Raw genomic sequence first — 20,749 nt, forward strand, 5'->3', positions numbered from 1 at the left:
GGTAAGCGTAGAGTAGTCTCGCCATAATAATAACTCCTAGAGGGGCAAGGAATGGACTACAAAGCTGCACTGGCTCACAGTCGCCAGGGATCTGCCAACGTCGTCGGTTTGCAGATCTGTGGACGCACGGTTGAGCTGTACCGTCCGCGCTTCTGTCGAACCGCGGGTAAACTGCAAATCGAATACCGGGAGGGGGCGCTGTTTCAACAGCAGCAGGAGCAGGCATTGTTTGAGCGCGAACATATGCCGGCAGACGCCCAACGTATCCGCTATTTTGTTGCACCGATGTCGGATGCCGAACTGGATCAGGTGATCGAGGGGCAGCCGGAAATGATGCTGCACCGCCTGCTCGAGGGCGCGCCCGACCCCAGCCGTTGCGCCAGTCCACGAGACAAGGCCGCTTTCACCTCTTGGTGTATCTCGACACTGGCCGAACGTAACGGCTGATACCAACGGCGCCTTTGGCGCCGTTTGCATTTTTTCTACTGGCCCTGTTCGGACCGGCGATGCTAGTCTCAACGATGAAGCATGCCGGCCGGATAGCCTAATGTTCAGACTGCTACGTCTCTTTCCCTTCATTAGCCTGCTTGTGGTCGCAGTGGCCGCAGCGGCCCTCAGTTACTATTCCTATCATGCATCGCGCCAGATACTGGTAGATCATGGTGAAGCAGAGAATCGCACGGTGGCCGAACTGCTGGTGGCAGCCCTTGGTGATACGGTGTGGCAACTGGACTCCGAGCACGGCGGTAATCGCCTGCGTGGCTATATTAGCGATTCTCTTCGCCGTCAGCTCGAAGGGCGAGGCATCACCGCCGTTGCCTTCTATGACCCCAGCGGGCGACTGCTGTACGCCGATAACGACGGCGCGGAGGGGATTCTGGATCCTGTTGAGCTTGCTCGTCTTAACCATCAGTTGGCGCTGTCCGAGGTAGTGGAGCAGCGCGATGAGACCGACAGCAACCAAACCCGCTACGGGGTCCGCAGCCTGATTCCGGTGCACGAGGGTGAGCGCACCACCATGCTGCTGAGTCTGGCCAATGATGTATCGGCTCTTTACCAGCGTACCCAGCAAAATCGCTGGCGGGTAACCGCTTTCAGCGTGTTGTTGTTGCTCCTGCTATATCTGCTGCTTTATCTGGTAACTCGTTACGCCGAGCGCCAGCTCAAGGCCCAGCATGGCCAGCTGGAGAGTTCGCTGCGCGAACTTAAACTCTCGCGCCACGATCTGGAACGTCGGGTGGACCAGCGTACCCGTATTCTGGCTAAGGAGGTCGAGGAACGCCGGATCGCCGAGCGTCGTCTGCGCGAACAGGAAGCCTACCTGTATGCCTCCATGGATAATGTTTTCAACGCCATTATCTGCATCGACTCACGTGGTTTTGTCCGTTCGTTCAACCGCACCGCCGAACGGATGTTCGGCTACCAACCGGCCCAGGTTCTGGGCAAGAACATCAAGATGCTGATGCCGCAGCGTTACCGAGAGCAACATGATGAGTACCTGCGCCGCTACATGGAAACGGGCGAACAGCACATTATCGGCAGTCAGCGTGAGCTGACCGGACGTCGCAGTGACGGTTCGGTGTTTCCCATTGAACTGGCGATTACCGAAACCATGCTGGGCAACCAGACGATTTTTATCGGCACCATTCGTGATCTGACCACGCAGAAGTCGGCAGAGCGTGAGCTTGACGAGGCGCGGCAGAAGTTCTACCACCAGGAAAAGATGGCCGCGATCGGCAATCTGGCTGCCGGCCTGGTGCACGAGATCGGCAATCCGACGGCTGCGGTGGCGGGCCTGCTCGAAAGCTTGTGTGATGATGCGTCCGGCTGTTCACCTGAGCTGCGTGACAAGGTTGATCTGGTGCAGGAGCAGGTGCAGCGGATCATCCAGATAACCCGTGATGTGGCCGAATTCTCCAACCCGAGAGGACAGGACGCCCAACTGCTGGATCTTAACAACCTGATCGGGCGTACCTGCCGGCTGATGAAACATGACAAGCGTTTTCGGGGGGTTGAACTGGTGCTCGAACTGGATGGCCAGATACCGGCGGTATCGGCGGTGGCCGACTACCTGATCCAGATACTGATGAACTTGTTGATCAATGCGCTCGACGCTATCGAAGCCGAGGGGCGCGGTGACGGCCTGGTCAAAGTGCTGTCGGGTTATGCGGCGGACAGTGTCTGGTTTGCGGTGGAAGACAACGGCTGCGGCATGACCGCAGAGGTTTTGTCCCATGCGCGTGAAGCCTTCTATACCACCAAGCCGGTGGGCAAGGGTACCGGGCTGGGGTTGTCTTTATGTGATTCGCTGATTACCACTCAGGGGGGAGAATTGCAGATCGACAGCGAACTCGGGCAGGGAACCCGCGTTCGCGTCAAGGTGCCGCTGGGCGACGATTGAAACGTCGCGTGGCAGTGCTTAGTGCAGGCTCGGCAACAGCGCTGCGGGTACGAAACGGTTATAGGTACCGCTGCTGATCAGCGCCGCGGCGCGTTCAATGTCTGGAGCAAAATAGCGGTCCTTGTCGTAGAAGGGCACCTGTTCTCTCAATAACGCTTTGGCCTGCTCCAGTCGCGGCGAGCTTTTCAGCGGGGCGCGGAAATCCAGCCCCTGGCAGGCCGCGAGATACTCCACCGCCAGAATGCCAGCGGTGTTTTCCGCCATATCCCGCAACCGGCGCCCGGCAAAGGTAGCCATGGATACATGGTCCTCTTGGTTGGCCGAGGTGGGCATACTGTCCACCGAGGCCGGATGGGCCAGAGTTTTGTTCTCGGACGCCAAAGCCGCAGCGGTCACCTGGGCGATCATGAAACCGGAGTTGACCCCGCCGTTGTTGACCAGGAACGGCGGTAGCTTGCTCAGGTTGGAATCGATCAGCAGCGCCATGCGGCGTTCGGATAGTGCTCCGATCTCGGCAATCGCCAGGGCCAGATTGTCGGCGACCATCGCCACCGGCTCGGCATGGAAGTTTCCGCCGGAGATAAAGTCGTCGTCCTCGGTAAATACCAGCGGGTTGTCGGAAACCGCGTTGGCTTCCACCAGCAATACCTCGGCCGCGCTGCGGATCTGTTGCAGGCAGGCCCCCATCACCTGTGGTTGACAGCGCAGCGAATAGGGATCCTGAACCTTTTCGCAGCCGGCGTGGGAACCGCCCACTTCGGAGGCGTCATCGAGCAGGTGGCGATAGGCTGCTGCGGCGTCAATCTGGCCCTGTTGGCCGCGCACCGCATGGACCCGAGGGTCGAAGGGGCGGCGGCTGCCGAGGGCCGCATCCACCGAAGTGGCGCCGGCGACAGTGGCGGCGGCAAACAGGTCTTCGGCAGCGAACAGCCCTTCCAGTGCAAACGCGGTGGATGCTTGGGTACCATTCAGCAGCGCCAGACCCTCTTTCGGCGCCAGGGTGATCGGCTCCAAACCGGCAATGCGCAGGCCTTCAGCGCCGGAGAGGCGCTCACCCCGATGTAACACCTCGCCTTCGCCCAGCAGTACGGTACTCATGTGGGCCAGCGGCGCCAGATCGCCGGATGCGCCCACCGAGCCTTTTTGCGGCACACAGGGGTAGACCTCGGCGTTGACCAGCTTGATCAGCGCTTCGATCACCTCCAGGCGGATGCCGGAGAAGCCGCGCGCCAGCGAATTGACCTTCAGCGTCATCATCAGGCGCACCGTGGCTTCACTCATCAGCTGGCCGATGCCGGCCGCGTGTGAGAGCACGATGCTGCGTTGGAGCAGCTCCAGATCAGTGGGGGCGATACGGGTGTTGGCGAGCAGGCCAAAACCGGTGTTGATACCGTAGACCACACGGTCTTCGGCAATGACCCGCGCCACGGCTGCGGCGCTGGCGTGAATGGCGTCATGGCTGGATGGGTCGAGTGTGAGCCTAACCGGTGCGTTTTTGACCCGGCGCAGGTCCACCAGAGTCAGCTTGCCAGGTTCAATGGTCAGTTGTGTCATGGTGTTCAGTTCCAAAATGAGTAGCAATCACGGCGCGGGTCGTAGCCACCGCTCCGTTCTGGCGTTATGGCCTTAACCTTCCAGCATCGGCAGGTCGAGGCCCTGTTCTTTGGCGCAGTTGATAGCGATATCGTAGCCGGCATCCGCGTGACGCATCACTCCGGTGCCCGGATCGTTGCGTAGTACCCGGCCCAGGCGCCTGGCGGCGGCATCGCTGCCGTCGGCGACGATGACCACTCCGGCATGTTGGCTGAAGCCCATGCCGACGCCACCACCGTGATGGAGGCTGACCCAGGTGGCGCCGCCGGCGGTGTTGAGCAGTGCGTTCAAAAGCGACCAGTCGGAGATCGCATCGCTACCGTCTTTCATCGCCTCGGTTTCGCGGTTGGGGCTGGTGACCGACCCCGAATCCAGATGGTCACGTCCGATCACCACCGGCGCTTTTAGTTCACCGCTCGCGACCATCTCGTTGAACGCCAGTGCCAGCCGCGCGCGATCTTTCAGGCCGACCCAGCAGATCCGCGCGGGCAGCCCCTGGAAGGCGATCCGTTCACGCGCCATGTCCAGCCAGTTGTGCAGGTGGGGATCGTCAGGAATCAGCTCTTTGACCTTGGCGTCGGTCTTGTAGATATCCTCCGGGTCGCCGGACAGTGCCACCCAACGGAACGGACCGATCCCTTCGCAGAACAACGGGCGGATATAGGCGGGCACGAAACCGGGGAAGTCGAAGGCGTTGTCTACCCCTTTCTCCTTGGCCATCTGGCGAATGTTGTTGCCGTAATCGGTGGTGGCCGAACCGCGCTGTTGCAGCACAAGCATGGCGCGCACTTGGATCGCCATCGACTCCTTGGCGGCGTCGATCACCCGTGCTTCGTCGGTTTGGCGCATCTCGGCGGCGTACTCCAGCGTCCAGCCCTTGGGTAGGTAACCGTTGAGCGGATCGTGGGCGCTGGTCTGGTCAGTGACCACATCGGGAACGATGCCGCGCTCGACGATCTCGGGGAAGATGTCGGCGCAGTTGCCCAGCAGACCCACGGAAACCGGCTTGCCCTCGGCCCTGGCGGCGTCGATCATCGCCAGCGCCTCATCAAGGCTGTAGGCTTTCTTGTCGACGTAACGCGTGCGCAGGCGGAAGTCGATGCGGGTTTCGTCGCACTCCACGGTGATACAGGAGAAGCCGGCCATGGTAGCCGCCAGTGGCTGTGCGCCGCCCATGCCGCCGAGGCCGCCGGTGAGCACCCACTTGCCGGAGGCATCGCCAGCGAAGTGCTGCTTGGCCATGGCGGCGAAGGTTTCGTAAGTGCCCTGCACGATCCCTTGTGAGCCGATGTAGACCCAGGAGCCGGCGGTCATCTGGCCGTACATCATCAGGCCTTTCTTATCCAGCTCGTTGAAATGTTCCCAGGTGGCCCAGTGGGGTACCAGGTTGGAGTTGGCGATCAGGACCCGCGGTGCGTCGGCGTGAGTCTTGAACACTCCCACTGGCTTGCCCGACTGGATCAACAGCGACTCGTCGTCTTCCAGCCGTTGCAGCACTTCGATGATCTTGTCGTAGCAGGCCCAGTTACGTGCCGCTCGGCCGATGCCGCCGTACACGACCAGCTCCTCGGGGCGCTCGGCCACATCGGGGTGGAGGTTGTTCATCAGCATCCGCATGGCGGCTTCGGTGAGCCAGCTTTTGCAGCTCTTCTCGGATCCGGTCGGGGCCTTGATCACACGGCTGGGGTCGAAACGATTGTTACTACTCATTACATACTCTCTTGAAAAAGGGGTTGCGGTTAGCGGGTTTTCAGAATTTGGTGGCAAAGGCGCGCCGCCACCCTGGCGCTGCGGTTGTCGATATCCTTGACCGGGTTCAGCTCAGCCAGATCGGCGAGCCGCAGGCGAGATCCCGCGCACTTCTGCACATGCGCTATCAAGGCGTTCAGCGCGGGTAAGGCGACTCCGTGACCTGCCGGTGCGCTGACCCCCGGCATGGTGCCGGCGGGCAGTACATCGAGGTCGATGGTCAGATAGAGCGCCGCGAGCGGCGTTATAAAGCGTTCGATCATCGCCAGGGCCGGCTCCAGGTGCCATTCGCTGATCTGTTCGTCACGCAGGTAGTGCACGCCGAGACGGTCGGCGCGTTCGAACAGCGCCCGGGTGTTAGCGGTTTCGCTGACTCCCAAGCAGGCGTAGTTGAAGCTTTGTCCGTGCGCTTCACACCACTCGGCGATCTGCAGAAACGGGGTGCCGGAACTCGGTTGGTGGTCTTGGCGCAGATCGAAGTGGGCATCGAAGTTAAGCACGCCGATGGGCCCCTCCAGCCGGGTTCGGGCAAAATTGGCTAGTCCCAGGAAACTGCCATAGGCAATTTCGTGGCCACCACCCAGTAGCAGCGGGAAGTGGCCCGCGGCCAACAGCTGCTCCACCTGCTCAGCCTGGGCGCGGGAAAAGGCCTCCAGATCATCGCCATCCGGATGCAGGTTGCCCGCGTCATAGAGCGGTTGATTCAGGTGCCAAGCCTGGTTGGCCAGGGCTTGGCGAATGGCGTTGGGCCCGTTCCTCGCGCCCACCCGGCCCTGATTGCGGCGCACCCCCTCGTCGCAGCACAGACCCAGCAAGGCGATGCCGGGTGCGCTCTCCGGGTCCAGCGGTTGCACCAGATCGTGCCAGCGACGGCTGTCGCCTGGCTCGCAACTGTCCACGCGCCCTTGCCACAGGCCGGTTTTCATCGGTTCAAACATGGCTCAATACTCCACCCAGCACGCGGTGCAGGGGCTGGGGCCAACCGAGGCTGTAGCTCAGTTCGGCCGGGTCATCGAAGGTCCATACCAGCAGATCGGCCTGCTGTCCGACCTTGAGCCTGCCGCGCTGATCTTGAAGTCCCAGCGCGCGGGCGGCGTGGCGGGTGACGCCCGCCAGGCACTCATGCGGCGTCAATCCGAACAACACCGCGCCCATATTCATCATCAGGCGCAGCGATCCCAGCGGTGAGGTGCCGGGATTGAGGTCGGTGGCCAGCGCTATCGGAACCCCGGCGTCGCGCAACGTCTGAACCGGAGGCAGGCGACTTTCGCGGAGAAAGTAAAAGGCGCCGGGCAGCAACGTCGCAACGGTGCCGGCGGCCGCCATCGCGGCCGCACCGCTGGCGTCGAGGTACTCCAGATGGTCGGCTGAGAGGGCGCCGTAACCTGCCGCCAGCGCTGCGCCTCCCAGGTGGGACAGCTGCTCGGCATGAATCTTCACTGGCAAGTCATGGGCACGGGCGGCCTGCAATACCCGTTCGCTTTGCGCCAGACTGAAGCCGATGCCTTCGCAGAACAGGTCGACGGCGTCGGCAAGACCGCTGTCGGCAGCGGCGGGGATGATACGGTCGCATACCTCGGTTACGTAGCCGTCGGCATTGCCGCGGTACTCGGGGGGAACAGCATGAGCGGCCAACAGGGTGGTACAGACCCGCACGGGCAGCTCTTCACCCAGTTGGCGGGCGGCTGCCAGCATTTTCAGTTCGTCATCAAGGGTCAGACCGTAGCCGGATTTGATCTCTACAGTGGTTACCCCTTCACGGCAAAGCGCAATAAGGCGGCTTCTAGCACCATCGACCAACTGCTGCCGCGACCAGGCACGGGTGGCGCGAACACTGGCTTGGATCCCTCCTCCTGCGGCAGCGATATCACTGTAGCTGGTACCCTGCTGGCGCTGGCTGAACTCGTCGACGCGCTGACCGCCGAACACCAGATGTGTATGGCTATCGATCAGGCCTGGGGTGATCCAGCCGCCCTGAAGGTCAAACCGTTCGCCACAGTAGTCGCCAGCGTCGAGCTCGGTCATTGGCCCCAGCCACTGGATCCGACCATCGGCGACGGCCAGGGCATGTGCTTCGCGGATCGCCAGGTCGTCGTTGGCGCTGCCGTCCAGAGTAACGAGGCAGGCGTTGAGCCATAGCTGTTGGGTGTTGTTGGTCGGCTTGAACATGGTTGGTTGCTGACGTCTCGTAAATGTATATACAAATATATACAATTGCTCTGGGCGAACACAACTGCTATTTGTTGTTTCTTTAGGCACAATAGTAGCCCCTGCCGTTGTCAGCGGTCTGAAGCGGCTCGGAGTTCTCGCTGTTTCAAATCATTATTTGCATTTTAATCAGATGGTTACCGCTGGTGTTGCTGTCTGTATCAACAGGTACCGGACTGCATGAGTAAGGTGATACCCCGTTACAAGGCGATTCGTGCGCATCTGGAGCAAGGGATCCGTGAGCGGCGCTGGTGCCCCGGTGAGCGACTGCCCACCGAAATGGCGCTGGCGCAAGAGTTTGGCGTCAGCCGGATGACGGCCAACAAGGCGGTACAGGAGCTGGTAGCCGAAGGTGTGCTGGTGCGTCATCAGGGGCTGGGCACTTTCATCGCCGAGGTGAGAGCCGAATCCCCGCTGGTCGGAATCCGGAACATTTCTGACGAAATTCAAGAGCGTGGCCATGTTTACAGCAGCCGGCTGCTGGAGTTGAGTGAGGTGGCCGTGCCGGCTGAGCTGGCTGCCCAATTGGGCATGGTGGCGGGTGCGCCGGTGTTTCTGTCGCGCATCGTTCATCAGGAAAACGGCGTGCCGATCCAGTATGAGGCGCGTTACGTCAATCCGCTCCATGCGCCGGGGTATCTGGACCAGGATTATCGTCAGCAGACGCCCAACCAGTACCTTAGCGGGTTGTTTCCGCTGCCGGATGTGGAGCATGTGGTCGAGGCGGTGCGCGTCGACGTCGAGATAGAGGCGCTGCTGCAGCTAGAGCCGGGTGAGCCCTGCCTGTTGCTGCACCGTCGTACCTGGTCCGGTAGTAAATTGATCAGTTACGCGCGGTTGTTGCACCCGGGTAGCCGCTACCGGCTCAGTTCCCGCGCCGCTGGCGGGGGCGGGGCGAGCGCTCCGCGATAAACTCCGCTTCCAGGCGGTGACGCGCGCCGTCAGCATGCAGCTCGCTGGTGTACAGGCCGAAATGATCACAGCGCCAGCTGAAGCGTTGGCGTTGAAACTCGGCAATCCATTGTTCCAGCCCCGGGGGCTGATCACGGCGGTAGCGGCCCAGGGTAATGTGGGGGTGATAGCGACGGCGGTCCGGCTGCACGCCGGGTAGTTCTGCCAACACCCTGAGCTGTGCTTGACGCAACGCGCGTAAGTCTGCCTGGTCGTCTACTCGCAATCCCAATGCGCCGTTGCCGGAGTCGAACAGGCCGCTGGCGGACAGGCTGAGGCTGGGGACGGGAATCTCCGCCAGGGCGTCCTCGATCGGTGCCAGCTCCCGCGGGTTTACTTCGCCAATAAAGACCAGGGTCAGGTGCAGCTGCTCCTCGGGCATCGGTCGCAGCCCTTCGACCAGATCAACCTGCGAGGCCAGCTGCTGGCGCAATGTCGGCGGCAGTGATAAGGCGGTAAAAAGCCGCATGTTTATTCCTATTTATTCCTAAGTTTCTGGTAAAAAAGCAGAAAATACATATGGGTCTATAATAGCAGCAACTCATCGGTTGCTGCTGGATCGCCTCCTCGGGTTGACCTTGTCGAGGTTACGGGCAAGAATCGTCGCCGTTTTAGCAGGATTTGTTGCCCCTGGCTTATTCAGGCCGCCGGCAATGTTATAGAGGTAGGGACACCGCTATGCCGCTGCACCGCAAATTAATGCTCACCACCCTGTTGCTCTTCAGCACCTTGTTTGTGCTGGTTGTGTCGCTGGAGGTTCGCTACAGCCAGGCACACCTGAACCAGCAGTTGAATGCCAGCCTCAACCTTACCGCCGATCAGTTGACCCAGTTGCTCGCCCCGCCGTTATTGCGCGGGGATCTTGAACAAGCGGTTACTGCCTTCGACAACTGGCCGCTGGGCAGTCCCGAAATTGTGGTGCGGCTGCAACTGGGTGAGGGCATGCCTGATCGAGTCCGTGCCGGGCGCGTAAGCGAGTTTTCCGCCCCCGAATGGTTCAAGCGATGGGTGGGGCCGGAGCGTCTGGTGGCGACCCGCTCGCTTCAACGGGCCGGCGGCAAAGAGGCAACCTTGCGTCTCAGCGGCAATGCTCACGAGGGCTACCAGGCGCTGTGGCGGCAGACTTATCAGCTGACGCTGTGGTTCGGCATCTCACTGCTGGCGGCAATGCTCATGCTGCTCTATGCCGTCAGGCGCTGGACGGCCCCCCTCAAGGAACTTCAGCAGCGTACCGATGAGCTGGCCCAACCCCGTTTTGGTCATCCGTTGGAAGCGCCGGATCTGGTCGAGCTGCGCGGGCTGGTGGATAGCTTTAACGCCATGTCTGAGCGGCTGCGAGCGCTGTTCGGACGCCAGGCTGAAGAGATCGAAACCCTGCGTCGGGCGGCCTATCAGGATCGCCTCACCGGGCTTGCCAATCGCGCTTTTTTCAGCGCGGAGATGCAGCAGTGGATGGCTGAGCCGGGCGAGGGGGGACTGTTGTTCATGCGGCTGTATCAATTGGAAGCGATTTACCAGACGCTGGGGTTCGCCCGTCGCGATCAGCTGCTCAATGACACCGCCGAGCAGTTGCGGGCGCTGCGGCGGGTGACGCCTTCGCTATTGGTCGCGCGGTTGTCAGACGTGGAGTTTGCGCTGTTGATGCCGGGTTTTGATCCGGAACAGGTAAAGCGGGTGGTTGAGGAGTTGCAACAGCGGATGAGCGCGACGGTCAGCCCCCTGGGCGATGAGTGGGGGCCGCTGTTTGCCATTGGCGCAGCGCTGCGCTTTCCCGGCACCGACGAGGCGGGGTTATTGGCCCGTGCTGATTCAGCCTTGCAGCAAGCGCGTCAGAGCAATCTGTCACCGGTTCGCTTTCTGAGCGATCTTCAGCAGCCGCCGGCCATTGGTCGGGGCGAATGGCGTAACCTGTTGCAGCAGGCGATCGAGGAGCGGCGTATTCGTTTCCAGTTGCAGCCGGTGATGCGAATGAGCGGCAAGATTCGCGGTTTGGAGCTGCTGAGTGAAATCGAGTTTGACGGCGGCAGCTATCCGGCCGCGCTGTTCATGCCGTTTGTGGAACAGTTTCAGTTGGGCGCGGCGCTCGACCGGTACGTGCTGGAGCAGATCGCTCCGCACGTGAGCCGGCATCAGGTACCGGTGATGGTGAACCTGTCGGAGCATGCCATCGGCGACGTCGGGTTTGTCAGCTGGTTGAGTGGCTGGCTGGAGGCGAATACCCCCTTGCGGCGCTGGATCGGCTTTGAAGTGCCGGAGGCTGCTTTAATCAGTAATCCTGGCGGGCTGGCGGCCTGCGCGGCGCTGTTTCGCCGCCTTGATCTGTGCTTTGGGGTGGACCGCATTGGTCGCCATCTGGAGCAGTTGCGTGAACTGGTCGAGCTGGGCCCGGACTACCTTAAGATTGACCGGTCGCTGGTGCTCTGTTCGCCGGAGGAAGACAAGGGCTTTGTGCGTTCTCTGGCGCGTATGGCGCACGATCTGGATATCGATCTGATCACGCTGCGCATCGAAGACCAGGCTGACCTTGACGGGCTGCACGAACGCTCGATGGACGGCTATCAGGGCTATATTCGCAAGCCGATTCGCTGGAATCCGGGGCGTAACGGTAAGTCGGTCTAGCCCAGCTGCAGCAGGTTACCCTGCTGTCTTAGCCAGCGGCGCCGTCGGGCGTAGTCCGGACACCACTGCTGCACCAGTGCCCAGTAGGCGGGACTGTGGTTGAGGTGGCGCAGGTGGCAGAGCTCGTGCACGATCACATACTCCTGTACAGCCACGGGTGCCTGCATCAGCTGGGTGTTCAGGCTCACCAGTCCGGCCGCAGTGCATGCGCCCCAGCGGCTTTTGTAGGGGCGGATTTTCAGTCCGGTCGGAGTTAGCCCGGTGCGCTCGGACCAGGCGTCTAGCAGCGCTGGCCAGCGCTGCTCAGCTTGTTGTTGATACCATTGGGAAATCAGTGTCAGGCGCCGCTCCGGTGAGTCGTTGCTGAGCGACAGCCGCAGCCGGTCGCCGTCGATCTCGCAGCCTTCCACCGAGCTGGGGTGCAGCGTCAGGGTAAGCGGCCGATCGTCCAGCTTGAGGATAGCCCCGTTGGCGAAACGCGAACTCGGGTCCGGCTGCTGACGCTGCTGTTCACGTAGCCGGGCGATGCTGGATTCGATCCACGGGCGGCGCTGTTGCAGCACTCCTTCGATCGTGGCCTTACGGGTGCCCCTGGGGGCGAGAATGCGTACTTCGTCCGCCAGAATGCGCAGGGCGATGCTGCCCCGGCGTGTGGTGAAGCGGACCCGGCAGGGGAGCTCGAAGCTTTGTGGCAGAATCACGGCAGGCTGCGCACCTGTACCGCATCGACACCGGTGCCGGCGAGAATGTCGGAGATCACCACCACCTGGTCACCGCTTTGCAAGCCAGCCCGCTCTTTCAGTGTGGCAAAGGCGGTGAGCAGGGTTTTTTCCGGATCGTTGCTGAAATCGGTGCGAAACGGGTACACGCTACGGTTCAACTGCAGCTGGCGACGGGTGCGGCCGTCATTGGTAAAGGCGTAAATCGGCGTCTGGTGCGGATGGCAGTTGGTTACGTAGTTAGCCATGCGGCCGCGCCGGGTGATCACCACAATGCCGGCCGCGCCGAGCGACTCGGCCAGCGCCACGGTGGCATGGGCCAGGTGTTGTTTTTCATCGCGCATAACCAGCTTGCGGGCAAACTGCAGCCCCGGTTCGGCCTCTGAGGTGGCGGCGATCTTGGCCAGCGTCTCGACACATTTGACCGGGTATTTGCCCACCGTGGTTTCGCCCGACAACATCACCGCGTCGACCCCTTCGTAGATGGCGTTGGCGACGTCCGTGACCTCAGCGCGGGTGGGTATGGGATTGTCGATCATCGATTCCAGCAGGTGGGTGGCGACGATCACGCGCTTACCCTGCTCGTTGCACAGCCGCACCATGCGCCGCTGCACATTGGGCAGGTGTTCGACGTGGATCTCTACTCCCAGGTCGCCCCGTGCCACCATGATGCCGTCGGCCGCGTCGATGATCTGTTCCAGGTTGCGAACGCCTTCCTGATCTTCAATTTTGGCGATGATTTTGATTTTGCTTGCCTTGTCGCCCAGCAGTCGGCGCAGCTCCTCAACGTCCGCTGCCTGACGCACAAAAGAGAGGGCGATGTAATCGACCTCCTGCTCGATCCCGAACAGTATGTCGCGGCGATCTTTCTCGGTGATAGCCGGCAGGTTGACACGGATGCCCGGCAGGTTGACGTGACGTTTGCTCTTCAGTACGCCGCCGTCGAGCACCTTGCAGCTCAGGGTCGGTGGCTCCTTGCTCAGTACTTCCAGATTGATCAGGCCGTTATCGACGGTGATCCGGTCACCAACCTGCACGCTCTCGACCAGTTCGTCGTAGTTGACGTGAATCGAAGTCTCTTCGACGTTTTCGCTACCGCGGACGCTGACCGAGATTACGTCGCCTTTCTTCAGTTTCAGTTCTTTGGCGAGGTCGCCGGTACGGATCTCCGGTCCCTGGGTGTCCAGCAGCACCGGAATCGGAAAGCGGATCCGCTTGTTGAGGGTGCGAATGGTGCGAATGATTCGTGCGTGGGAGTCGTGATCGCCGTGGGACATATTCAGGCGCACCACGTTCATACCGGCCTCCGCCAGTTGTGTCAGAACCTCCAGCGATTCCGTGGCGGGGCCGATGGTGCAGATAATCTTGGTCTTACGCATGACGGTTCCGTGTTGCGGTTAATGCAGTTTACTCAGTTGTATCTCGTAGTGCTTGCCCTCTTCGACCTGCTCCAGCTTGACCACCAGATAGGGGACCTCCTTGGCCAGCCAGATCCGGGTCTGGCGGCTGGCGTCGGGGCCGCGGTCGCGCTCCACCAGCAGGGTGTCGAAACTGCCGGCGGGAGTCGATAGCTGTTGCTCGCCAATGATCCGGTAACGGTAGGTTTCCAGATGATCGCCATCAACTACGCGATACTCCAGTGGAGCGTTGCCGGCCATGGCATCACGCCAGAGCGGAATATGGTGGCTGACTTTGTCGTAGGCGGGGACATTGGCGGGCAGGCTCAAGGGAGTGGCTGTGGCGTCGGTGCGAATAAGCCCGGTGTCCCAATCGAACTCGATCTGGCGTGTGCGCTTCTTGCGCAGCACCTTGCGCTGGTAGCGGTAGAGCAGCGGTTGTACCTGCTCCTGCTCGAGCCTGAAGTGGCTGGATTCGTCGATCATGGCGATCATCGCTTCGGCGTGCAAACGCAGGCGCCAGCTGCCGTCGGCGTTCTGCTCCAGCGAACGGGTAGCCTCGCCGTCGATGGCGAGGCCAAGGTCGAACAGGGCTTTGTATTCAGCGCGAAAGGGTTGTAACGGTTCGCTGTGGCTGGTAAGCGGCAACGTTAAGGCGGTCAGTAGAAGTAGCAGCAGACCCGGCTTACGTTGCATCGGCGACCTCGTTTATCTGTCCATGTGCAGTTGGCAACCTTCCGCAGGCAGGGGCTGGCCGTCGAGGCAGGCGGTACCGTTGATCATCTGCAGTCGGCCTTCGACGAACCACTTCACTGCCAGCGGATAGATTATATGCTCCTGAGCCTGCACACGCTTGGCCAGGGTTGCTTCATCGTCGTCGTTCAGCACCGGAACCACCGCCTGGATAGCCAGCGGGCCGCCGTCGAGCTCTTCGGTGACGAAGTGCACGGTGACGCCGTGTTCGCTGTCACCGGCCTCCAGCGCGCGCTGGTGGGTGTGCAGACCCCGGTACTTCGGCAACAACGATGGGTGAATGTTCAACATTCGGCCCTCGTAGCGGCGTACAAAGTCGGGGGTGAGAATGCGCATAAAGCCGGCCAGCACCACCAGATCAGGGGCATAGCCGTCAATTACGCGGATCATTTCGGCGTCGAACAGCTCGCGACTGGTGAACGCTTTGTGGTCCACCACGCGGGTTTCGATGCCGACTGCTTCGGCACGCTCCAAGCCTTTGACGTCGGGACGGTTGCTGATTACCGCGCAGATTTCGGCCTCGAACTGACGCTCACGAACGGCGTCGATAATCGCCTGCAGATTGGTGCCGCTGCCGGAGATCAGGACTGCGATGCGGGGCAGACTCATCAGCCGTTCAGTCCTTTGAGTACCACCTGCTCCTCATCGCTCTCGAGGGCGGCGATGGCACCAATGATAAAGGCCTCTTCGCCTTCAGCCTTCAGCAGCGCTACCGCCTCGTCAGCGCGCTCTGCCGGTACTGCCACCACCATGCCGACGCCACAGTTGAGGGTGCGGTACATCTCACGCTCTTCCACGTTACCGTGACGCTGGATCCAGTTGAAGATCTCGGGGCGCTGCCAGCTGGTGACGTCGATCACCGCCTTGGCGTTGTCGGGCAGTACGCGGGGAATGTTTTCCAGCAGACCGCCGCCGGTGATGTGGGACAGGGCGTTTACCTGCGACTCGCGAATCAGCTTCAGCAGCGGTTTGACGTAGATGCGAGTCGGCTCCAGCAGTGCTTCGCCCAGGGTGCGACCGTCAAAGTCGGCGCTGATGTCGGCACCGCTGACTTCGATGATCTTGCGGATCAGCGAATAGCCGTTGGAGTGCGGGCCGGAAGAGGGCAGGCCCAGTAGCACGTCGCCGACGCTGACCTTGGAGCCGTCGATGATCTCGCTCTTTTCCACCACGCCAACGCAGAAGCCGGCCAGGTCATAGTCGTCGCCGTCGTACATGCCGGGCATCTCTGCGGTCTCACCACCGACCAGCGCGCAGCCGGACAGTTCGCAGCCTTCGCCGATGCCGGTGACTACGTCAGCGGCGACGTCGACGTTGAGCTTGCCGGTGGCGTAGTAGTCGAGGAAGAACAGCGGCTCGGCGCCGGCAACCACCAGGTCATTGACGCACATGGCGACCAGATCGATACCGATCTTGTCGTGCTTGTTGAGGTCCATGGCCAGCCGCAGCTTGGTGCCGACGCCGTCGGTGCCAGACACCAGTACCGGTTGCTTGTAGCCGGCGGGCAACTCGCACAGCGCACCGAAACCACCCAGACCGCCCAGGCATTCCGGGCGTTGTGTACGTTTGGCTACACCCTTGATGCGATCGACCAGTGCGTTACCCGCGTCGATGTCCACGCCGGCGTCTTTGTAACTGATGGAAGTGGGTTGGTTGGGAGTCGTCATAGGAGAGAAACCTGTCAGGCCATGGCTGCAAAATCGAGGGCAGCATTCTACCAGCTTGGATCGCTTCAGGCCACGCGATTCCGACCTTCTCTTTGGAGTTGGCCGGCCATGGTTTATGCTTGTCCCGTTTACCTCGGCAGCCAGCGACAACGGCTGCTTTTAAAGCGTTAATGTGGGGAGTATTTGTGACCGTTTTTTTACCTCGACCGATTATCCTGCGTTGGTTGTTCGCCGGGATGATACTGGCCCTCTTCGGGACCGCCTCAGCCCAGGCTGCGCGAGTGCAGAATCTATACAGTGCCGAGTTGATGGTGGCGCAGCAGACTATGCAGGTGTCACCGGATCTGGGTGGTCAGGCACTGGCGCAAGTATTGGTCAAGGTTAGTGGCCGCCCCCAGGTGCTGGAAACCGAACCGGTGCGAACCGCGCTGGCGAGCCCCAACCGCTTTGTGCAGCAGTTCAGTTACCAGAGTGCCGGACAGATGCTGACCAATGACGACGGGGTCGAGGTGCCGGCTCAAATCCTGCGACTGGACTTTATTCCGGCACTGGTGGACCAGCTGCTGCAGCAGGCCGGCTTCCGTCCTCTGGGTGCTGTTCGTCCGGGAGTGCTGGTCTGGATTGTTGAGGAGCGTGGCCAGCAGCGAGAGTTTCTCGGGCGCGAGGAGGATCCGGTTCTGGCACCGATGCGCGAACGGGCACGGGAGCGAGGGTTGCCGCTGTTCCGGCCGCTGCTTGATCTGGAAGATCAGGCCGCACTGTCGGTCAGTGACGCCTGGGGCTTTTTTGCCGAACCGGTAACCAAAGCGTCATCGCGCTATCAGGCGGATGCGGTGCTGGTCGGACGGTTGTTCCCGCGTGGAGGCGGCTGGCAAAGCCGCTGGATGCTGCTGCATGGTGATGAGCGGGTGCTGTTTGATGGTCAGGGTGATTCGCTGGGCGAACACTTGGGTGGCGCAGTGGATCAGACCGCTGACCGTGTTTTCGCCGATTACGTGGTCACGGTTGCCGATGATGGCGGCGACGGGGTGCTGGTGGAGGTCGGCGGGGTGAGCCAGTTTGACCATTTTGCCCCGGTGGTGGATGCCCTGCGAGAAATGACCGTGGTGCGCTCGGTACAGCTGCTTGAGCAGAACCATGAGGTGTTGACGCTGAAACTGCAACTGAACGGTTCGCTGGACCAGCTTAAGCGGGCCATTGCGCTCAACAATCGCTTTAGTGCCCAAGAAGGCCCGTTGCAGCCGTTGAGCCAGGCGCAGCTCTACTATCGCTGGGGAGGCTGAGATGAGCGATTCGCAGCGGTGGCTGCTGTTGACGGTCTTTGTGCTGGTGGGTGCTCTGGTTTATCTGCTGGAGCCGATCCTGTTCCCGTTCCTGGTCAGCTTGTTGCTGGCGTATCTCTGGGATCCGGTGGTTGATCGGCTGGAGGCCCGCGGCTGCTCTCGCACCTGGGGGGTAGTGGTGGTGTTTGCGCTGGTGACTTTGCTGGCGTTGCTGGCGGTGTTGCTGGTGGTGCCGATGCTAGGCCGGCAGTTAAGCGTGCTGGTGCAGAAAGTTCCCCTGATGATCGACTGGCTGGAGAACGTCGCCCTGCCCTGGCTGCAGGTAGCACTGGGCATCGACGTATCAGCACTGGACCTTTCACAGGTGAAGAAAGTGATCACCGCCAACTGGCAGAAAAGCACCGATCTGGTGGGCTCGGCCCTCGGCAGCGTAACCCGTTCGGGGCTGGCGTTTGCCGGCTGGATCGCGAATCTGGTGCTGATTCCGGTGGTGACCTTCTATCTGCTGCGTGACTGGGATCTGATGATCGGCAAGCTGGGTGACTTGCTGCCGCGCAGCGTTGAACCCAAGGTCGCGCGCTGGGCCCGTGAATGCGACGAAGTGCTGGGCGCTTTTATGAAGGGCCAATTACTGGTGATGCTCTGTCTGGGCGTGGTGTACGCCGTGGGTCTCAGCATTATCGGACTGGATCTGGCGCTGGTACTGGGCATGGTGGCGGGCTTGGCGAGCATTGTTCCCTACATGGGCTTTGTGGTCGGCATCGCCGCGTCGTTAATCGCGGCAATGATGCAGTTTGGTGATCCGCTCTATCTGGTGTTCGTGGCGTTGGTATTCGGTGCTGGCCAGGCGCTGGAGGGGATGGTGTTGACCCCGCTGCTGGTGGGCGACAAGATCGGTCTGCACCCGGTGGCGGTGATCTTCGCCATTATGGCCGGCGGTCAGCTGTTCGGCTTTACCGGAATTTTACTGGCGCTGCCGGTTGCCGCCGTGATCATGGTGCTGTTGCGCCACCTGCATGAGGGCTATCGTGACAGTCCGTTGTATCATGCCCGCCCCGCACCGGTGGTATCCGTAGAGAAGGAATCCGATTAAGTGAGTAATGATGGTCAGGCGCCGCGACAGCTGGCGCTGAGTGTCGGTCTGCGTGACGACGCCACCTTCGAAAATTTCTATCCGGCCAGTAATGGCCTGGCGCAGCAGGCCACCGAGGGGGTGGCGGAAGGGGTCGGGGAAACCTACCTCTACCTGTGGGGGGAAGTCGGAGCCGGCTGCTCGCACCTGTTGCAGGCTGCCTGTCACCGGGCCGCCGAGCACGGGCGGCAGAGCCTTTATCTGCCGCTGGAGCAGCTGCGAGATTATGGGCCTGAACTGCTGGAGGGGCTGGAAAGCCTGGATCTGGTCTGCATCGACCGGGTGCAGGAGATTGCCGGTGACCGGCTGTGGGAAGAAGCGCTGTTCCACCTCTACAACCGCTTGCGCGATGCCGGCACCGGCTTGCTGGTGGCGGCGGATCGTGCGCCACGCCAGCTCCCGATCGAGCTGGCTGATCTGGCGTCGCGCCTGAGCTGGGGGATGGTGTTTAACCTTCAGGTGCTGGATGACGACGCCAAGGTGGCCGTATTGCAGGCGCGCGCCCACGCTCGTGGTATCGACCTGAGTGACGAGGCGGCGCTATTTATTCTCCACCGCAGCCCGCGCCAGATGAACGAACTGTTCGCGCTGCTGGAGTGCCTTGATGAGGCCTCTCTGAGCGCCAAACGCAAAGTAACCATACCTTTTATCAAAGCCACCCTTGGTTGGTGACAGGAGAGCCTCATGGCCCGTATTGAACGTGATTTCAGCCAGCGTCCCGCCGAAGAGCAGCAGGATTTCCTCACCCAGACCTGGTGCAATGACTGCATGGAAGCGGATCTCGGTATGACCGCGCCACAGGAGTTCGAGCAGAACGGAGTGGTTTACATCGTCGGTCGATGCAAGCGCTGTGGTGGCGAGGTGACCACTGAGCTGAGTGAAGAGGACTGATACCCAGTCCTCTTGCCGGGCTTAGCTCGCTTCGTCGGTCAGCTTGCGATTAAGCTGGCTGCGCCAGCGGGCGAACAGCATGGCGCTGGTAAACAGCACCATGGTCAGGAGCGACTGCAGGATCCCCAGCAGTTGCACTTGGGGATTGCTGGAGCCGCCGTAGATCACCCCTTCGCAAAAGTAGATGATGATCACGAAGCAGAGCCAGGCATGGGGGCGCGGTCGGCCGCGCAGCACCGCTGGCACGAACAGCGCCAGAGGAATCAGGTGGATGGCGACAATGGTCACCGGATTGGCCTGACCCGGTGGCACCAGCCATAGCATCCACAGACCGATCAGTCCCATCAGCCCGAGCAGCGAGGCGCGGGTGACCAACCCGGTAATCCGCACCTTGACTTCGAGGTTTTTGGCCGGTCTTTTGCTCCTCATAGGGGCTTCTCCAGTTTTAACGCCATCTCGGCGACCCGTTTGCCCTGCGCCCGGCAGAGAGCCAGCTCAATATCGGTGAGCGGTTGCTTGCCGTCGCTGCCGGCCACATGGGTTGCGCCGTAGGGCGTACCGCCTGCAGTGGTTTGGGTCAGTCCTGCTTCGCTGTAGGGCACTCCGGCGATGACCATGCCGTGGTGCAGCAGTGGCAGCATCATGCTGAGCAGCGTGGTTTCCTGACCGCCGTGCAGGCTGCTGCTGGAGCTGAATACCCCCGCCGGCTTGCCGATCAGCGCGCCGCTGGCCCAGAGCGCGCTGGTGCCGTCAATAAAATACTTCAGCGGTGCCGCCATGTTACCAAAGCGGGTGGGTGAGCCCAGCAGCAGGCCGCTGCAGTGGCGCAGGTCGTCATCGCTGGCGTAGATCGCGCCACTGTCGGGCACCGCTGGAGCCGTGGCTTCACAGGTTGGTGATACCGCCGGCACCGTCCGCACTCGTGCTTCGATCCCCTTGATGCTCTCCACCCCGCGCGCCATATGCTGCGCCAGCGTCGCGGTGGCACCGTAACGGCTGTAATACAGAATCAGCACATAGGGCTGGCTCATCCGACCAGCTCCAGCACCTTCTCCGGCGGGCGACCGATCACCGCCTTGTCGGCGACAATGGCGATGGGGCGTTCGATCAGGCGGGGATGGGCCACCATGGCGTCGATCAACTGATCGTCGCTGAGGTTGTTATCGCCCAGGTTGTTATCCTTGTACTCCTGCTCGCCTTTGCGCAACAGGGCACGCGGCTCGATACCCAGCTGGGCCAGCAGCGTCACCACTTCATCACGGCTGGGAGGATTGTCCAGGTAAAGGCGGATCTCGGGTTCAATCTGTTTCTCCTGCAGCAACTGCAGGGCCTGGCGTGATTTGGAACAGCGCGGGTTGTGATAAAGGGTTACAGTTGTCATGGAAA

At 61.4% G+C, this 20,749-nt stretch carries 21 protein-coding genes; 8 read left to right on the top strand and 13 right to left on the bottom strand.

The genetic code is table 11. From position 1 onward, the window contains the following. The first annotated feature begins 51 nt into the window (after positions 1–51). Together JJQ76_RS15445 and JJQ76_RS15450 are read left to right on the top strand one after the other, a co-directional pair. Positions 52–447 (top strand): hypothetical protein, encoded by a 396-nt coding sequence (locus JJQ76_RS15445; protein ID WP_210397822.1) that lies wholly within the window; start codon positions 52–54, stop codon positions 445–447. Between the two features lie 100 nt (positions 448–547). Continuing rightward, complete coding sequence (locus tag JJQ76_RS15450; RefSeq protein WP_210397823.1) at positions 548–2,401, top strand: two-component system sensor histidine kinase NtrB; 1,854 nt, start codon at positions 548–550, stop codon at positions 2,399–2,401. Between the two features lie 18 nt (positions 2,402–2,419). Here the strand turns inward: JJQ76_RS15450 and hutH are convergent, their stop codons facing one another. From hutH to hutI, 4 genes are all read right to left on the bottom strand, one after another. Further along, the gene (gene hutH, locus JJQ76_RS15455) at positions 2,420–3,955 is read right to left on the bottom strand and encodes a histidine ammonia-lyase (protein WP_210397824.1); all 1,536 of its coding nucleotides are present in this window, start codon (positions 3,953–3,955) and stop codon (positions 2,420–2,422) included. Positions 3,956–4,027: 72 nt separating this feature from the next. Beyond that, positions 4,028–5,704 carry a urocanate hydratase gene (gene hutU / locus JJQ76_RS15460; RefSeq protein WP_210397825.1) on the bottom strand — a complete coding sequence of 559 codons (1,677 nt, stop codon included), beginning with the start codon at positions 5,702–5,704 and terminating at the stop codon, positions 4,028–4,030. Between the two features lie 29 nt (positions 5,705–5,733). After that, on the bottom strand, positions 5,734–6,681 hold the full coding sequence (gene hutG / locus JJQ76_RS15465; RefSeq protein WP_210397826.1) for a formimidoylglutamase: 948 nt from the start codon (positions 6,679–6,681) through the stop codon (positions 5,734–5,736). Continuing rightward, positions 6,674–7,912, bottom strand: coding sequence for an imidazolonepropionase (hutI, locus tag JJQ76_RS15470; protein WP_210397827.1), 1,239 nt, complete (start codon positions 7,910–7,912; stop codon positions 6,674–6,676). The genes hutG and hutI overlap by 8 nt, the downstream gene beginning before the upstream one ends. Before the next feature lie 219 nt (positions 7,913–8,131). Between hutI and hutC the strand changes: the two genes are divergently transcribed. Next, on the top strand, positions 8,132–8,863 hold the full coding sequence (hutC, locus tag JJQ76_RS15475; RefSeq protein ID WP_210397828.1) for a histidine utilization transcriptional repressor HutC: 732 nt from the start codon (positions 8,132–8,134) through the stop codon (positions 8,861–8,863). Here the strand turns inward: hutC and thpR are convergent. Continuing rightward, positions 8,817–9,371: an RNA 2',3'-cyclic phosphodiesterase gene (thpR, locus tag JJQ76_RS15480; RefSeq protein ID WP_210397829.1), complete on the bottom strand. Its 555-nt coding sequence runs from the start codon at positions 9,369–9,371 to the stop codon at positions 8,817–8,819. The genes hutC and thpR overlap by 47 nt on opposite strands. A gap of 209 nt (positions 9,372–9,580) precedes the next feature. On the opposite strand from thpR, the gene JJQ76_RS15485 reads away from it, so the two are divergent. Further along, a complete protein-coding gene (locus JJQ76_RS15485) occupies positions 9,581–11,521 on the top strand; it encodes a bifunctional diguanylate cyclase/phosphodiesterase (RefSeq protein WP_210397830.1) in 1,941 nt (646 codons plus the stop codon). Here the strand turns inward: JJQ76_RS15485 and JJQ76_RS15490 are convergent. From JJQ76_RS15490 to purM, 5 genes are read right to left on the bottom strand one after another with little or no spacing between them, the layout of a single operon-like run. After that, positions 11,518–12,222 (bottom strand): M48 family metallopeptidase, encoded by a 705-nt coding sequence (locus JJQ76_RS15490; RefSeq protein ID WP_210397831.1) that lies wholly within the window; start codon positions 12,220–12,222, stop codon positions 11,518–11,520. The genes JJQ76_RS15485 and JJQ76_RS15490 overlap by 4 nt on opposite strands. Next, a complete protein-coding gene (pyk, locus tag JJQ76_RS15495) occupies positions 12,219–13,619 on the bottom strand; it encodes a pyruvate kinase (RefSeq protein WP_210397832.1) in 1,401 nt (466 codons plus the stop codon). The genes JJQ76_RS15490 and pyk overlap by 4 nt, the downstream gene beginning before the upstream one ends. 18 nt (positions 13,620–13,637) lie before the next feature. Continuing rightward, entirely contained in the window at positions 13,638–14,333 is a 696-nt protein-coding gene (locus JJQ76_RS15500) for a DUF3108 domain-containing protein (protein WP_210397833.1), read from the bottom strand. A gap of 12 nt (positions 14,334–14,345) precedes the next feature. After that, positions 14,346–14,999, bottom strand: coding sequence for a phosphoribosylglycinamide formyltransferase (gene purN / locus JJQ76_RS15505; protein ID WP_210397834.1), 654 nt, complete (start codon positions 14,997–14,999; stop codon positions 14,346–14,348). Next, a complete protein-coding gene (gene purM, locus JJQ76_RS15510; RefSeq protein ID WP_210397835.1) occupies positions 14,999–16,057 on the bottom strand; it encodes a phosphoribosylformylglycinamidine cyclo-ligase in 1,059 nt (352 codons plus the stop codon). Before purM ends, purN begins: the two co-directional genes overlap by 1 nt. Before the next feature lie 185 nt (positions 16,058–16,242). Between purM and JJQ76_RS15515 the strand changes: the two genes are divergently transcribed. From JJQ76_RS15515 to JJQ76_RS15530, 4 genes are read left to right on the top strand one after another with little or no spacing between them, the layout of a single operon-like run. Continuing rightward, positions 16,243–17,340: a DUF2066 domain-containing protein gene (locus JJQ76_RS15515; RefSeq protein ID WP_210397836.1), complete on the top strand. Its 1,098-nt coding sequence runs from the start codon at positions 16,243–16,245 to the stop codon at positions 17,338–17,340. A gap of 1 nt (position 17,341) precedes the next feature. Next, the gene (locus JJQ76_RS15520; RefSeq protein ID WP_210397837.1) at positions 17,342–18,433 is read left to right on the top strand and encodes an AI-2E family transporter; all 1,092 of its coding nucleotides are present in this window, start codon (positions 17,342–17,344) and stop codon (positions 18,431–18,433) included. Beyond that, positions 18,434–19,144, top strand: a complete 711-nt coding sequence (hda, locus tag JJQ76_RS15525; RefSeq protein WP_210397838.1) for a DnaA regulatory inactivator Hda — start codon at positions 18,434–18,436, stop codon at positions 19,142–19,144. Positions 19,145–19,156: 12 nt separating this feature from the next. Next, positions 19,157–19,363, top strand: a complete 207-nt coding sequence (locus tag JJQ76_RS15530; protein WP_210397839.1) for a hypothetical protein — start codon at positions 19,157–19,159, stop codon at positions 19,361–19,363. Between the two features lie 21 nt (positions 19,364–19,384). Here JJQ76_RS15530 and JJQ76_RS15535 read toward each other — a convergent pair whose 3' ends face one another. Genes JJQ76_RS15535 through arsC form a run of 3 tightly spaced genes read right to left on the bottom strand, consistent with a single transcriptional unit; the run spans position 19,385 to position 20,744 of the window. Next, entirely contained in the window at positions 19,385–19,792 is a 408-nt protein-coding gene (locus tag JJQ76_RS15535; RefSeq protein WP_210397840.1) for a DUF2069 domain-containing protein, read from the bottom strand. Further along, positions 19,789–20,394, bottom strand: coding sequence for an NAD(P)H:quinone oxidoreductase (wrbA, locus tag JJQ76_RS15540; protein ID WP_210397841.1), 606 nt, complete (start codon positions 20,392–20,394; stop codon positions 19,789–19,791). The genes JJQ76_RS15535 and wrbA overlap by 4 nt, the downstream gene beginning before the upstream one ends. Further along, complete coding sequence (gene arsC, locus JJQ76_RS15545) at positions 20,391–20,744, bottom strand: arsenate reductase (glutaredoxin) (protein WP_210397842.1); 354 nt, start codon at positions 20,742–20,744, stop codon at positions 20,391–20,393. Before arsC ends, wrbA begins: the two co-directional genes overlap by 4 nt. Positions 20,745–20,749 lie beyond the last annotated feature (5 nt).

It is taken from the genome of Motiliproteus sediminis (assembly GCF_017912535.1).
In the GTDB taxonomy this organism is placed as follows: Bacteria; Pseudomonadota; Gammaproteobacteria; order Pseudomonadales; family Balneatricaceae; genus Motiliproteus; species Motiliproteus sediminis.

What these genes read in the sequence shown, in the direction of transcription:
- JJQ76_RS15445 (WP_210397822.1), top strand. Translation starts at nt 52, where the DNA reads ATGGACTACAAAGCTGCACTGGCTCACAGTCGCCAGGGATCTGCCAAC.
- JJQ76_RS15450 (WP_210397823.1), top strand. Translation starts at nt 548, where the DNA reads ATGTTCAGACTGCTACGTCTCTTTCCCTTCATTAGCCTGCTTGTGGTC.
- hutH (WP_210397824.1), bottom strand. Translation starts at nt 3,955, where the DNA reads ATGACACAACTGACCATTGAACCTGGCAAGCTGACTCTGGTGGACCTG.
- hutU (WP_210397825.1), bottom strand. Translation starts at nt 5,704, where the DNA reads ATGAGTAGTAACAATCGTTTCGACCCCAGCCGTGTGATCAAGGCCCCG.
- hutG (WP_210397826.1), bottom strand. Translation starts at nt 6,681, where the DNA reads ATGTTTGAACCGATGAAAACCGGCCTGTGGCAAGGGCGCGTGGACAGT.
- hutI (WP_210397827.1), bottom strand. Translation starts at nt 7,912, where the DNA reads ATGTTCAAGCCGACCAACAACACCCAACAGCTATGGCTCAACGCCTGC.
- hutC (WP_210397828.1), top strand. Translation starts at nt 8,132, where the DNA reads ATGAGTAAGGTGATACCCCGTTACAAGGCGATTCGTGCGCATCTGGAG.
- thpR (WP_210397829.1), bottom strand. Translation starts at nt 9,371, where the DNA reads ATGCGGCTTTTTACCGCCTTATCACTGCCGCCGACATTGCGCCAGCAG.
- JJQ76_RS15485 (WP_210397830.1), top strand. Translation starts at nt 9,581, where the DNA reads ATGCCGCTGCACCGCAAATTAATGCTCACCACCCTGTTGCTCTTCAGC.
- pyk (WP_210397832.1), bottom strand. Translation starts at nt 13,619, where the DNA reads ATGCGTAAGACCAAGATTATCTGCACCATCGGCCCCGCCACGGAATCG.
- JJQ76_RS15500 (WP_210397833.1), bottom strand. Translation starts at nt 14,333, where the DNA reads ATGCAACGTAAGCCGGGTCTGCTGCTACTTCTACTGACCGCCTTAACG.
- purN (WP_210397834.1), bottom strand. Translation starts at nt 14,999, where the DNA reads ATGAGTCTGCCCCGCATCGCAGTCCTGATCTCCGGCAGCGGCACCAAT.
- purM (WP_210397835.1), bottom strand. Translation starts at nt 16,057, where the DNA reads ATGACGACTCCCAACCAACCCACTTCCATCAGTTACAAAGACGCCGGC.
- JJQ76_RS15520 (WP_210397837.1), top strand. Translation starts at nt 17,342, where the DNA reads ATGAGCGATTCGCAGCGGTGGCTGCTGTTGACGGTCTTTGTGCTGGTG.
- JJQ76_RS15530 (WP_210397839.1), top strand. Translation starts at nt 19,157, where the DNA reads ATGGCCCGTATTGAACGTGATTTCAGCCAGCGTCCCGCCGAAGAGCAG.
- JJQ76_RS15535 (WP_210397840.1), bottom strand. Translation starts at nt 19,792, where the DNA reads ATGAGGAGCAAAAGACCGGCCAAAAACCTCGAAGTCAAGGTGCGGATT.
- wrbA (WP_210397841.1), bottom strand. Translation starts at nt 20,394, where the DNA reads ATGAGCCAGCCCTATGTGCTGATTCTGTATTACAGCCGTTACGGTGCC.
- arsC (WP_210397842.1), bottom strand. Translation starts at nt 20,744, where the DNA reads ATGACAACTGTAACCCTTTATCACAACCCGCGCTGTTCCAAATCACGC.